A 14,295-nucleotide genomic window follows, 5' to 3' on the forward strand; every position below is an offset into this window, starting at 1 on the left:
GATAAAATCCCTGGGTTGTAGCTTTCGCTCGTTAGCCGACCCGCCCGAACGGATTGTATCGCGAGACGGGTAAGGTGCACGACTATGTCGCCAATAGCATACAACGCCCTTCGATAGGGCTTTTATAATCCATTGCGACCGACCGGTGTACCACGCCCGTCTCGTGCCACAGAAGCGGACGAGTGTAGGCTTCCGGCTCTTACATGGGTTATTCCCGAGACAGTGGCCCGGGAACGGGATTCGGCAGTTAATTAATTCAAATCAATTAATTGGCAGTGGTCCGACAAATCGGCTACAAGATCGGTCATCCTATCGTTAACGACATGATTACCTCATTCACCTACTACTTAGCGTCACCCTTACACCTATGTCACTCAATTGTGTTATTCCGCGCCGGGAGGCCCTGAAAGGGCTGGCTGCGGCCAGCCTGATAAACCCGCTTACCGCTACGCAATCCGCTACAGCGGCTGCCGGCGACGTTGTGAAGCCGTTCAGCATTCATATCTTCTCCAAATGCCTGCAGTTCCTGAACTGGAACGAACTGGCCGCAGTAGCCGCCGATCTGGGGCTGGATGGGGTCGACCTTACCGTGCGTCCGGATGGGCATGTCGAACCGGCACGGGTAAAGGAAGACCTGCCCAAAGCGGTGGAGGCTCTGCGGAAGCGCGGCATACAGTGTCCGATGATGACCACCAAAGTTACCCAGGCATCGGATGCCCAAAGCCGGACGCTGCTGGAAACGGCCGGCCGGCAAGGTATCCGTTATTACCGCACAGACTGGCTGTCGTACCCCAGCGATCAGCCAATTCCGGCCGCCATGAAACAGGTTGAACGGCAGCTTGCCGAACTGGCGAAATTCAATCAGCAGTTAAACCTTGTTGGAGTCTATCAGAATCATGCCGGCACCAGCTTCGGCTCGGTGGTCTGGGATGTGGCCCAGGTGCTGAATGCCGTCAATAGCCCGGCCATGGGCAGTCAGTATGATATCCGGCATGCGGTGGTGGAAGGCGGCACGGCCTGGCCGCTGGGCCTGCGGCTGATTCAGCCGCACATCCGGATACTGGCCATCAAGGATTTTGTCTGGGAAAAGGTTAATGGCCGGTGGAAGGTGGTCAACGTACCGCTGGGGCAGGGTATGGTCGACTTTCCAGCGTTCTTTAAACTAGTGAAACAATACAACCTCCAGGTCCCGCTTTCCTTCCACGTCGAACACCCCATCGGCGGGGCTGAAGAGGGGCACCGGACCATCTCCATCCCACGCGATTCGGTATACAAGGCCATCAGCAAGGATCTGGTAGTATTGCGGGGGTATTTGAAGGAGGCTGGGTTGTGAACTTCACCCCCAACCCCCTTCAGGGGGTTGGGGGTAAATAAAAACTATATGAAACAAACCCTATTACTCGTTTCCCTGCTCTGCCTCTCGCTCAGCACAACCGCCCAACCCAAATCAACCGTTCAACCACTGAACCAGTCAACCCTGGACGGTATCGTGCAGAAACATATCCGGAACTACTACGGCGAGTTGTATGACTTTATCAGCCTGCCGAGCAACGCCTACATCAAAGAGCACGTTCAGCCTAATCTGGACTGGCTGCGTAATGCGTTTGGCCGGCGCGGCTTTTCGGTAGAGTTTTTGCCGACCAAAGGGCACCCGGTGGTCTTTGCCGAACGGAAAGCCGATGCGGCTCCGTCGGGCCCACTAAAAACCCTGCTGTTTTACATGCACTTCGACGGGCAGCCGGTGGAGCCGTCGGCCTGGCAGCAGGAGTCGCCGTATAAGCCGGTACTCAAGCGCATGAACGCCGGGGGCCAGTGGGAGGCTATGGGCTGGCAGACGCTGCAAACCAGTTATGACCCGGAGTGGCGCATTTACGCCCGCGCCGTCTCCGACGACAAAGGGCCCATTGCCATGATGCTGGCGGCTCTGGATATGATGCAGAAAGAGAAAATCGGGCAGCGCTATAATCTGAAAGTGCTGCTGGATAGCGAAGAGGAGATGGGCGCTCCCAACCTGCCGGCCGCCGTGCAGCAGTACCGCGACAAACTGGCCGCCGACTTCCTGATGATCATGGACGGTCCCCGCCACCTCTCGAACCGACCAACGCTCTCGTACGGCTGCCGCGGCATCACCGAACTGACACTGACGACCTACGGCCCCCGCGTATCGCAGCACAGCGGACACTATGGCAATTACGCCCCAAACCCGGCACTTCGGATGGCGCAGTTGCTGGCGTCTATGAAGGACGAAGACGGCCGCGTGACCATACCCGGTTACTACGACGGCATCACCATCGACGAAAATGCCCGCAACATCCTGGCCGCCGTGCCCGACAACGAAGAGGCCATCCGGCAGAAGGTAGGCTTTGCCCAACCCGATAAGGTGGGCCGGAACTACCAGGAAGCGTTGCAGTACCCGTCCCTTAACATTCGCGGGCTGGTCAGCGCCAACGTGGGCGAGAAGTCAAACACCATCGTGCCTGACAAAGCCGTAGCGGAGATCGACATTCGCACCGTGCCTGAGACCGACTCCCAGCGATTGATCGACCTCGTCCTGAACCACATCCGCAGCCAGGGGTACCATGTTCTGGACCGTGAGCCGACGGATGAAGAGCGTCAGAAGTACCCGAAGCTGATTTCGGTGAAATCCGTGATTGCCATGCTGCCGGTGCGGACGGAGTTTGGCATCTACCCCGACCGCTGGCTGTCGGCGGCCATGACCCGTGCCTTTGGGCAAGAGCCGGTCAAGATCCGGATAGGTGGCGGATCGGTGCCCATTGCGCCGTTTATCCGGGTGCTGAACATCCCGGCCATTCACGTACCGATGGTCAATATGGATAACAATCAGCACGCGGCCAATGAAAACCTCCGGCTGGGCAATTATGTAGACGGCGTAAAGACCTGGCTGGCCATTCTGACCCAACCAGACGTGAAGTAGTGCCTACACTGGTGGGCCAAATAGCACCTTTACGGCTCCTTTCAGCGACCTGGTCTTGCGCAGGTCGTGCCAGATGTCGCGCCATTCGTGGAAGTTGAGGTAAACTACGTTCTGCGATTCGACGGGTTTGGTTAAGCCATACTTCGGTGTCTCGGTTTCCTCCTGAAACGTACCAAACAGCCGGTCCCAGACAATCAGCATGGAGCCGAAGTTCTTGTCCAGGTAAGCGTCATTGCTGCCGTGGTGGACGCGGTGGTGCGAGGGCGTCACGAAGATGAACTCGAACCAGCGGGGTAGCCGGCCAATCACTTCCGTATGAATCCAGAACTGGTACAGCAGATCAAGCTGGTAGCAGGAGAACGCAATCACCGGATGAACGCCGGTAAGCCAGGCTGGTATGAAGAAAATGATCTTCAGGTGCTGCGTCCAGGAGTTGCGGAAGGCCGTCGACAGGTTCAGGTGCTCCGACGAATGATGCGTCACGTGCGTTGCCCACCAGACACGTTGCTTATGCGCCGTGTAGTGAGCCAGGTAATTGCAGAAGTCTATAACCACCAGCGCCACCAGCCACGACCACCAGGTAGGCGGGATGCGCCAGGGTGTCAATTCGTAAAAGAAAATACCCAGGGCCAGCATAAAGCTTTTCAGGAGGGCATTAATAATCAGGCTGCCGATGCCGATGCCCAGCGACGCCCGGAAATCGGCTCCGTCGTAGTCTTTTTCCGGATGAATGCGGATGATGAGCCACTCGATAAGCAATGCCAGAATAAGAATCGGGACGGCATACAATAGGATAGGTGGCAGGTCCTGCTCAAGCTGTTGTACGTTCATAAGTCTGGAATGGTGTGGTGAAACATGGAATTCCAGAAGCAGCGTTGGCTGCTCCCTTATGAAGACCTTTATGTAAACAACGCCCCCTATTCCGCAATTGTTAAAAATTTGTAACGAACGCGTCTGCTTTGTAGAAGCTTGAAAATCAATTGGATAGATGTTAATAGAAAAGAGTGTCATGCATAATCGGCGTTTAAACCGCAGCATGACACTCTCTTGGGCGGGTGGGGTAGATGGTTAACTAAACGGCAGTTTTCCCAGGTCGACGTTGCCGCCGGTCAGAATTATGCCTACTTTTTTTCCGGCAAAGCGGTCGGGATGTTTCAGTACCACCGCGAGGGGTACGGCACAGGAGGGCTCGATAATGATTTTCATCCGTTCCCAGACCAGCCGCATGGCCGCCGTAATCTCCGGGTCCGAAACGGTCAGAATGTCGGCGACGTGCTGCCGGATATAGCCCAGGGTCCGCTCGCTGAGGGTCGTCAGCAAACCATCGGCAATGGTGTTGATGTAGGGCGCTTTCTCGACGCGGCCGGACTGAAACGACTGGATGGCGTCGGCGGCTCCTTCCGGCTCTCCGGCAATCACGATGGTTGTAGGAGAGAGGTAATGCGTAGCAAGCGCCGTACCGCTCAGCAGACCGCCCCCGCCGACGGGAGCCATCAGGATGTCAAACGGCTTGTCCTGTCCGGCATCTTCAATGAGTTCTTTGGCGGCCGTGGCCTGTCCGGCAATCACCCGGTCGTCATCGAAGGGGTGAACCATCACGGCACCGGTGCGGGTCATCACCTCCTGAACCCCGGTTTCGCGGGCCTCCAGCGTGGGTTCGCATTCAATCACCTCGGCACCGTAGCCGAGGACAGCTTCTTTCTTCACCTGCGGGGCCGTGCGCGGCATCACAATGTACGCTTTGGTACCCACCTGCCGGGCGGCATAGGCAATCGCCTGCGCGTGGTTACCGGAAGAGTGGGTGGTTACCCCATTAGTCAGGTCGTCGGGGGTAAGCTGCAACACGGCATTGACCCCACCACGCGCTTTAAAGGCACCAATTTTCTGGAAATTCTCAGGTTTAAAGTAAATATCGGCACCCGAGCGTTGGTTGATGGTCTGGTTGGTCAGAACGGGGGTGCGGTGAATATAGGGCCGGATGCGGTCGTGGGCCTCCTGAATGGTTTCGAGGGTAATCATGGTTTGTGCGATTGGGCAGCGAAAGTTACGAAAAAGCCGCCGTTGCCAAACGGACGCTTTTCTCATTCGGGGCTGCTGCCGGATTAGGGTATAATTGCTGGTTCTTTTTCGGTTATAAATCCGACGCATCAGGCTTTCTATACTAATCCCGAACATGTGATATGATAAAGTTTACCTTTACCCTCATTGCCGCCTTCTTTTTGTTTTCCTGGGCACCTACCGATAAGACCGTCACCCGGCCGTCGGGCCACGCGCTGTATAAACCCGGTGCAGACTCGTTGCTGAAAGCCGTCCGCTGGCCGGTGGATATTAATCTGACCTATTTTTCCGGCCCGGAACTGACACCCAGTCCGGCCTGTCTGGCGGTAGCGGCTACCGGAGAGATCTTCGTAGGCGTTGATAAGCAGGGGTCGCTGGGTAAAAAGCCGAACCTGGGCAGCATTGTCCGGCTGGTCGACACCGATAACGACGGCAAAGCAGACGCGCATACGGTATTTGCGGAAGTGAACAACCCACGCGGCATCATTGCCCTGGGCGATCAGTTGTTTGTGCTGCACGCTATCTTTTCGCCGGAAACGGGCAAAGCTACGGGTATGGATCTGGTTGTATTTGACGATAAGAACCGGGATGGGGTGGCTGATGGCCCTTCGAGGCCCCTCATTCAGCACATCAGCAACCCCAGGTTCATCCAGGAACGGGGTGTCGACCATGCCACCAATGGTATACGGATGGGCATCGACGGCTGGATCTACATCGCGGTTGGGGACTTTGGCTTCCACAACGCCGTTGACCGTTCCGGCAAAAAGCTGACTATGCTGGGCGGAGGCATCGTGCGCGTACGACCCGATGGCACCGAAATGGAGCTGTTTTCCCACGGCCTGCGCAATATCTACGATGTGGCCATTGACCCCTACATGAATGTGTTTACCCGCGACAACACCAACGACGGGGGCGGCTGGAACATCCGTTTCTCGCACCAGATACAGTCCGGCGAATATGGTTACCCGGTGCTGTTCAAGAACTTCACCGATGAAATTATTCCGGCGCTGGTTGATGTAGGGGGCGGTTCGGGTACGGGCTCGCTGTTCCTGGACGAACCTACCTGGCCCCAGAAATACAACCAGGTACCGATGATGGCCGACTGGGGAAGAAACCAGTTGTATATTCACCGGGTAACGCCGGACCGGGCCAGCTTCACCCAGCAGGAAGAAGAGTTTATCAAACTGCCGCAGATCTCGGATGTCGATGTCGACGGATCGGGCCGGTTGTACATGGCAGCTTGGAACGGGGCGGGTTACATGGGTAATCCCAACAAAGGGTTTGTGGTGCGTGCCATTCCGCAGAACTGGACCTACCAGGCGTTTCCCGATGTAAAGAAAGCGTCGGTTAAGCAACTGACTAATCTGCTCAAATCGAATAGTGCCGTAGCCCGGTTGCAGGCATCACAGGAACTGCTGACCCGGCCGGTAAAGCAGACAGCTAAAGCGGCCTGGAACATAGCCACCGATAAAAAATTGCCGTTGGCAAACCGGGTGGCGGGTATGTTTACCTACGCGCAGGCTGCCGGCGAGGCTGGTATCGGCAACCTGGTTACACTGACGCAGGATGCACCCATGCGTGAGTTTGCGCTACGGGCGCTGGCCGACCGCAAGCCGCTGGTAAACAAGGTGCCGCTGGAGCCTTTCCTGGCCGGGGCGAACGATCCGTCGGAGCGGGTTCAGGTGGCAGCATTGATTGGCCTGGGCCGGCTGGAGCGGAAAGAAGCGGCCCAAACGCTGTTGCAGGTGAGGGTTCCTGAGTCCTTTGCCGCACCGGTCAAAGGCACAGAAGGGCCGCACGCCAAACCGAATGCCGCTATTGTACCGGCCCATGTGGCGGTGCAGTCGCTGGTGAAACTAAACGCCGTAGAAGCCTGTGTGCAGGCAATTGGCTCGCCAAACAGCACTCTGGCCCTGTGGGCACTTCGGTATATGCACACGCCGGCCGCCGTGGATGGGATGATTCAGGCGTATAAGCAGACCAGGGATGACCGGCTTAAGCAGCAGCTCCTGATAACCCTCGCGCGGCTGTACAAAAAAGAAGCGCCGTATGATGCGTCGTGGTGGTGGAGCACCCGCCCGGATACCCACGGCCCCTACTACAAAGCCATTGACTGGGAATCGTCCCTGGCGATAAAGAACCTGTTGCTGGATGCGTGGAAACAAGCCAATGACAAGCCCTTTTTCACTGACTTGAATAGCCGGCTCCGGCTGGAAATTGCCGAATTCGGCCAGGAGGAGCCTGTAGTTGTTCAGGAGGAGCGCAAAGTCGACCTGGAGAAGATCCGGAGCAAAAAGGGACAGGTGGGCGAGGCTTCCATTGAAGACGTTATGCTGGCCATTGCCAAAATTCCGGGCGAACCCGCTCTGGGTAAAACGCTGTTTACCCAGCAGGGTTGCGTAGCCTGTCACAGCCTCGCGAGGAACGAGCCGATGAAAGGCCCCTTTATGGGTCAGATCGGCTCTATTATGACGCGGGAGCAGATTGCCGAGTCTATTCTCAAGCCCAACGCATCCATCTCGCAGGGATTTTCGACGGTACTGGTAACGGCCAAAGGCAACAAGAGCTATACCGGATTTATCACGGAAGAATCGGCTACCCGGCTGGTGATGCGGGACATTACCGGGCAGGTGTACACCGTCCGGAAAGCTGATGTGCTGAGCCGCAAAGAAATGGATACCTCCATGATGCCGGCCGGTCTGGCCAACGCCTTGTCTTACGATGAATTCGCTTCGCTGATTACATTTCTGGCGCAGCAGAAATAGCAGCGCATCCGTTTATAAAGCAAAGCCGCCGGTTGAGAGACCGGCGGCTTTGTATTAATCGTTTATATGGGTGTTACACCGTTGCAAACATCGACTTGGCTTTAGCTTCCAGCAGCGTATCTCCCATCAGATACAGATCGGCCTGGCGGGCGGCTTCGCGGCCTTCCGAGATAGCCCACACCACCAGCGACTGACCCCGGCGCATATCGCCGGCGGCAAATACCTTCGGGTTGGTGGTGGTCTGGTAGTTGCTGGCTTTTACGTTCCCGCGCTCGTCGTACTCCACGCCCAGTTCATCCAGTAGCCCCTGGTGCTGCGGGTACAGGAAGCCGGCCGCCAGCAGTGCCAGTTCGCAGGGCATATCACGCTCGGAGCCTGGTACCTCAACCATCTGCATCCGGCCGTTAACGCTCTTCCACTCCAGGTCTACAATTCGCAGGGCTTTCAAATTCCCGTTTTCGTCGCCAATGAACGCCTTGGTATTGATGGACCAGTACCGGTCGCAGCCTTCTTCGTGCGAGGTCGAGGTACGTACCATCATGGGCCAGTTGGGCCAGGGTGTACTTTCGGCCCGCTCTTTGGGCGGCATCGGCATCAGTTCGATCTGCGTCACGGTTGCGGCACCGTGGCGGTTGGAGGTTCCTACGCAGTCGGAGCCGGTGTCGCCACCGCCGATCACGACTACGTTTTTGCCCGTTGCCCAGATGTCGCCGTGGGTGTACTCAGCGCCCTGATGATCTTTTTTGACCGGCAGTTCGGATACCCGCTTGTTCTGCTGGCTCAGGAACTCCATCGCAAAGTGTATGCCGTTCAGCTCGCGGCCTGGTATGGCCAGGTCACGGGGCACGGTGGAGCCGCCGGTGAGCATCACCAGGTCAAATTGCTCCATGAGTTCGTTGGCTTTGATATCTACGCCAACGTTGGTGTTGGTTTTAAACACCACGCCTTCGTCTTCCATCACCTGCAACCGGCGGTCGATCACCCACTTCTCCAGCTTAAAATCAGGGATTCCGTAGCGCAGCAGACCCCCAATCTGATCGGCCCGTTCGAATACTGTTACGGAATGACCGGCTTTGTTCAACTGGGCCGCAGCCGCCAGACCCGCCGGTCCGGAGCCGACAATGGCCACTTTCTTGCCTGTCCGTTTGGCAGGAATCTGGGGTGTCACCAGGCCTTTGGCAAAAGCGGCTTCAATGATCGATTTCTCGATAAACTCAATGGCAACGGGCGGTTTGTTGATGCCCAGCACGCAGGACGATTCGCAGGGGGCGGGGCAGATACGGCCCGTAAATTCCGGGAAGTTGTTGGTCGACGCCAGAATTTCGTAGGCGTAGGCCCAGTTCTGCTCGTAAACGGCATCGTTGAACTCCGGTATGATATTGCCCAGCGGACAGCCGCTATGGCAGAAAGGGGTGCCGCAGTCCATACAGCGGGCCGCCTGCTTCTGCGAGTCGGCCTCCGTAAACGGCATTTCAATTTCCTTATAATCGTGAATCCGCTCCTGTGGGTTGCGCTTCTTCGGCAGTTCGCGGGTGAATTCTAAAAATCCAGTGGGCTTTCCCATGGGATATTATTTATGAATAGGTGAATTGCGATTTTACATTGTTTCAGGTTCCAGGTTAGCGCTGGTGCGTTAGCCTACCTGAAACCTGAAACTACCTTAAAGCGGATACGCTAACTGTCTCTGCGGCCTGCTCAGCTTTGCGGGTGAGCAGGGCCTTCTTGTAGTCGGTCGGGAATACCTTGACAAACTGGCGGGAGGTTTCTGCCCAGTTCTCCAGAATGCCGGCGGCTACCGTACTGCCGGTCAACTGCTGGTGCTTCTCGATATAGGCACGCAGCGTTTGCCGGTCGGCTTCATCCGGCGTTTCCAGTTCCACCATCTCCTGGTTGCAGCGATCCGGGAACACGCCGTTCGGGTCGAAGACGTAAGCGATACCCCCGCTCATGCCGGCGGCAAAGTTGCGGCCGGTTTCGCCCAGAATAATCGCCAGCCCACCCGTCATGTATTCACACCCGTGGTCGCCTATGCCTTCTACCACCACTTTCGCGCCCGAATTACGCACGGCAAAGCGCTCACCGGCCATGCCGCGGATAAAGGCTTCGCCGGAGGTAGCGCCGTAGAACGATACGTTACCGACAATGCTGTTTTCCTCCGGCTTAAACTTCGCCGTCCGGTCCGGATAAACAATCAGTTCCGCCCCGCAGAGACCCTTACCGAAGTAGTCGTTGGCGTCGCCTTCCAGTTCGAGGGTGACACCCCGCGTGTTGAACGCGCCGAAGCTCTGACCGGCCGTACCGCGAAACTTGAAGTGGATCGTGCCGTCGGGCAGGCCGGGACCACCGTACACCCTGGATATTTCATTGGACAGCATTGTGCCCAGCGAACGGTTCAGGTTGATGACTTTATAATCGGCTGCCACCGGCTCGGCTTCTTCCAGGGCGGGCTTAGCCTTCAACAGGAAGTCCCAATCCAGAATATCCGCTATGCCGTGATCCTGTTCTTCCTGTTTGTAGAGGGCTACATCCAGGCTCACCGGCTCTTTGTACAGCAGCGCCGACAGGTCTACGTTCTTGTACTTCCAGTGCTGAATATCCCTGCGCATTTCCAGCATCTGCACCTGACCCACCATTTCGTCGACGGTGCGGAAGCCCAGTTCGGCCATGATCTCGCGGAGTTCCATAGCCAGGAACGTGAACATGTTCACCACATATTCCGGCTTCCCTGTAAATAAGGCCCGCAACTCTTTGTTCTGGGTCGCTACGCCTACCGGGCAGGTGTTCAGATGGCACTTGCGCATCATAATGCAGCCGGTAGCGACCAGCGCGGCCGTGGCTACGCCGAACTCTTCGGCACCCAGCAGGGCCGCAATGGCGAGGTCACGACCGGTCCGAATTTGTCCGTCGGCCTGAATGGTGACGCGGCCGCGCAGTTTGTTTTTCACCAGCGTCTGGTGCGTTTCGGCCAGCCCCAGTTCCCAGGGCAGACCCGCGTGCCGGATTGAACTCAGCGGAGAGGCTCCCGTACCGCCATCGTGTCCCGAAATCAGGATGTGGTCGGCATGGGCTTTGGCAACGCCGGTAGCGATGGTGCCTACGCCGGCTTCCGATACCAGCTTCACGCTGATGCGGGCGGCCCGGTTGGCATTCTTCAGGTCGAAGATGAGCTGGGCCAGGTCCTCAATGGAGTAGATATCGTGGTGGGGCGGGGGAGAGATCAGACCTACACCCGGTGTGGAGTGCCGCACGCGACCGATCCACTCGTCCACCTTATGACCGGGTAACTGACCACCCTCGCCGGGCTTGGCTCCCTGCGCCATTTTGATTTGCAGCTCTTTGGCGTTGGTCAGGTAATAGCTCGTTACGCCAAAGCGACCGGAGGCTACCTGCTTGATCGCCGAACTCAGGTTGTTGCCGTTTTCGTCGGGCTGGTAGCGGATTTCGTCTTCACCGCCTTCGCCGGAGTTGCTCTTGCCGCCGATGCGGTTCATGGCAATAGCCAGCGTCGTGTGGGCTTCCCACGAAATAGAGCCGAACGACATGGCTCCCGTGGCGAACCGTTTGAAGATCGACTCAATCGGTTCTACTTCATCGAGCGGTACCGGATTGCCTTTTTTGAACTTCAACAGGCCGCGCAGGGTCATGGCCTGCTGCGTCTGATCGTCGATGAGCTTCGCGTATTTTTTATAAACCTGGTAGTCGTTCGTTTTGGTCGAGTGCTGTAGCAGGTGAATGGTATCCGGGTTGAACAAGTGACGTTCTCCGCGCTGTTTCCACTGGTACACACCGCCCACTTCCAGCCGCTGGGCAGAAGCGATTGGCTTTTCGGGGAAAGCGGCCCGGTGCCGTACCTCTACCTCCCGCGCAATTTCCTCCAGACCCATTCCACCAATACGGGAAACCGTACCGGTGAAATAATGGTCAACAACCTCTTTGTTCAGGCCCAGGCACTCAAAAATTTGCGCGCCCTGGTACGACTGCAGGGTCGAGATGCCCATCTTCGAGAAGATCTTGAGCAACTCGCCGTTCACGGCTTTAATGTAGTTTTTGTAAAGTTTATCGACAGGGTAGTCGCTCTCGAGCAGCCCCTGCTCCCTCATATTGGCGATGCTCTCAAACGCCATGTAGGGGTTGATACCGGCCGCACCATAACCGATCAGCGTAGCAAAATGGTGCGTTTCCCACACATCACCTGCTTCCACCAGAATACCTACTTTGCCGCGCAGACCCTGGCGGATCAGGTGGTGGTGTACGGCCGCCGTAACCAGCAGCGACGGAATGGGCGCGTGGTCGGAGTCGATAGCCCGGTCAGAGAGAATAATGATCTCAAAGCCGTCTTCGATGGCGTCTTCGGCGTAGCGGCAAACCCGCTCCAGCGCCCGCTCCAGGCCAGCACCACCGGCATCGGCCCGGAAATAGGTGTTCAGCGTCTTGGCCTGGAAGTGGTGCCGGTCAATGAACCGCAGCTTATCAAATTCTTCGGTGGTCAGCACCGGCTGGTCCAGTTCTACCTGCCGGCAGTGCTGGGGCGTTTCGGTGAGCAGGTTGTAGGTAGCACCCACGAACGAGATCAGCGACATGATGGACCGCTCCCGGATGGGGTCGATGGGCGGGTTGGTTACCTGCGCAAACAACTGCTTGAAGTAGTTGGCCATGTGCTGACTCTGGTCCGACAAAACGGCCAGCGGCACATCGGTACCCATTGAACCGAGTGCTTCTTTGCCGGTCTCCGCCATAGGAGCCAGGATCATGCGGAGGTCTTCGGAGGTCATCCCGAAGGCCTTCTGGCGCTTCAGCAGGGTCTTCTCGTCGTAGCGGTTGTACGAGCGCACCGGAGCTTCCAGACCCGAGATACGCATTTTATACTCGTCCAGCCACTCCTGGTACGGCTGCCGGGCGCAGATGTCGGCTTTCAGCTCTTCGTCGGCGATAATGCGGCCCTGCTCCAGATCAACCACAAACATTTTGCCCGGTTGCAGACGCCCTTTCTTCACTACCTTCGCCTGATCAACGTCCAGCACCCCCGCTTCCGACGCCATAATCACGACATCGTCTTCGGTGACCCAGAAACGCGACGGACGCAGCCCATTCCGGTCGAGGGTAGCGCCCACAATGCGGCCGTCGGTGAACGAAATAGAGGCCGGGCCGTCCCAGGGTTCCATCAGGGCTGCATGATATTCATAGAACGCACGCCGGGCGGGGTCCATCTGCTCGTTGCCGTCCCAGGCTTCCGGAATCAGCATCATCATGACGTGCGGCAACGACCGCCCGCTCATCACCAGCAGTTCGATGGCATTGTCGAGGTTAGCCGAATCCGACTGATTATGATCGCAGATCGGCCGCAGCATGTCGAGTTCTTCTTTCGTGAACTTCGACGACTCCAGCAGCGCTTCTGCCGCCTTTATCCAGTTGACGTTACCCTTCACGGTGTTAATTTCTCCGTTATGGGCAATGTACCGGAACGGCTGCGCCAGTTTCCACGACGGGAACGTATTAGTCGAAAAGCGTGAGTGAATGACCGCCAGTGCCGAAACCACTTCTTCGTGCTGCAGGTCGGGGAAGTACTGCTCCAACTGACCGGTTGTGAGCTGACCTTTATACGTAATGGTCCGGCAGGAGAGTGAGGAGAAATAGAAATTATCAACACCCGCCACGGTTTCGTTAATCATGCGGGTACTATGATTTCTTAGTACGTATAGTTTACGCTCAAAATCGTCGGCGTTTGTAATAGTAGACGGGCGACGGATAAATACCTGCTCCATCTGGGGTTCGCAGGACCGGGAGCCTTCGCCCAGGTCACTGTTATCGACCGGTACAACCCGGTAGCCCAGCAGGTGAAGGCCCAGTTTCTTGATCTTTCGGTTCAGGACCGCCCGGCATTCGTCGCGCAGGCGCTGTTCCTTCGGAAAATACACCATACCCACGCCGTATTCCAGCGCCGGGGGCAAGGCAATATTGAGCTTGCGGCACTCGTCAACGAAGAACTCGTGGGGAATCTGGAGTAAAATGCCCGCGCCATCACCGGTATTAGGTTCGCAGCCACAGGCTCCGCGGTGGTCCATACGCCTGAGCATCGACAGGCCGTCGGCAACAATCTGGTGCGATTTACGACCCTTGATGTGGGCGACAAAGCCGATGCCACAGGCGTCGTGTTCAAATTCGGACCGGTAGAGGCCCTCAGTAGCGGGTATCCGGAAGTCAGCAGGCTGGTGCTCCCGTTGGTCAATCTGGTCAGCCATGGGCGTAACTAGGTTGGTTAGGCCATTGAAAATTTAACAATTCGAAGAATTAATAGCCACTTATTAAAATTTGAAGAAAGCGGCTTTTTAGGAGCGTTTGTGATAAAGTCATGCAATATAATACATAAAAGATTTGGTTAAAATAGCGATTGGCGGAATAATATTCGTATGCATCTATATTATGAGATTTATACTAATCTTTCTCTTTTAATGAATAGAATTTTAAAGAAAACCAACCTTTCATTTTTTAGTTTTTATGCGTTACCAGCAGAAATGTTCTAACTAAGTTATTAGTTGT

General features: G+C 56.5%; 7 protein-coding genes. 3 read left to right on the forward strand and 4 right to left on the reverse strand.

Going from position 1 to position 14,295, the window contains the following annotated elements:
* Nucleotides 1-367: 367 nt before the first annotated feature.
* Together ABD931_RS21740 and ABD931_RS21745 are read left to right on the forward strand one after the other, a co-directional pair.
* Nucleotides 368-1,333, forward strand: a complete 966-nt coding sequence (locus ABD931_RS21740; protein ID WP_345270068.1) for a sugar phosphate isomerase/epimerase family protein — start codon at nucleotides 368-370, stop codon at nucleotides 1,331-1,333.
* Between the two features lie 48 nt (nucleotides 1,334-1,381).
* Nucleotides 1,382-2,935: a M20/M25/M40 family metallo-hydrolase gene (locus ABD931_RS21745; RefSeq protein WP_345270069.1), complete on the forward strand. Its 1,554-nt coding sequence runs from the start codon at nucleotides 1,382-1,384 to the stop codon at nucleotides 2,933-2,935.
* Nucleotides 2,936-2,938: 3 nt separating this feature from the next.
* Here the strand turns inward: ABD931_RS21745 and ABD931_RS21750 are convergent, their stop codons facing one another.
* Both ABD931_RS21750 and ABD931_RS21755 read right to left on the reverse strand, forming a co-directional pair.
* Nucleotides 2,939-3,766: a sterol desaturase family protein gene (locus ABD931_RS21750; protein WP_345270070.1), complete on the reverse strand. Its 828-nt coding sequence runs from the start codon at nucleotides 3,764-3,766 to the stop codon at nucleotides 2,939-2,941.
* 237 nt (nucleotides 3,767-4,003) lie between these two features.
* Complete coding sequence (locus ABD931_RS21755) at nucleotides 4,004-4,954, reverse strand: threonine ammonia-lyase (protein WP_345270071.1); 951 nt, start codon at nucleotides 4,952-4,954, stop codon at nucleotides 4,004-4,006.
* 161 nt (nucleotides 4,955-5,115) lie between these two features.
* Between ABD931_RS21755 and ABD931_RS21760 the strand changes: the two genes are divergently transcribed.
* Complete coding sequence (locus ABD931_RS21760; RefSeq protein ID WP_345270072.1) at nucleotides 5,116-7,758, forward strand: DUF7133 domain-containing protein; 2,643 nt, start codon at nucleotides 5,116-5,118, stop codon at nucleotides 7,756-7,758.
* A 73-nt stretch (nucleotides 7,759-7,831) separates the two neighbouring features.
* On the opposite strand, the gene ABD931_RS21765 is transcribed toward ABD931_RS21760, so the two are convergent.
* Nucleotides 7,832-9,322, reverse strand: a complete 1,491-nt coding sequence (locus ABD931_RS21765) for a glutamate synthase subunit beta (protein WP_345270073.1) — start codon at nucleotides 9,320-9,322, stop codon at nucleotides 7,832-7,834.
* A 91-nt stretch (nucleotides 9,323-9,413) separates the two neighbouring features.
* The gene (gltB, locus tag ABD931_RS21770; RefSeq protein WP_345270075.1) at nucleotides 9,414-13,997 is read right to left on the reverse strand and encodes a glutamate synthase large subunit; all 4,584 of its coding nucleotides are present in this window, start codon (nucleotides 13,995-13,997) and stop codon (nucleotides 9,414-9,416) included.
* Nucleotides 13,998-14,295 lie beyond the last annotated feature (298 nt).

The sequence above is a fragment of the Nibrella viscosa genome (genome assembly GCF_039541875.1).
Taxonomy (GTDB): domain Bacteria; phylum Bacteroidota; class Bacteroidia; order Cytophagales; family Spirosomataceae; genus Nibrella; species Nibrella viscosa.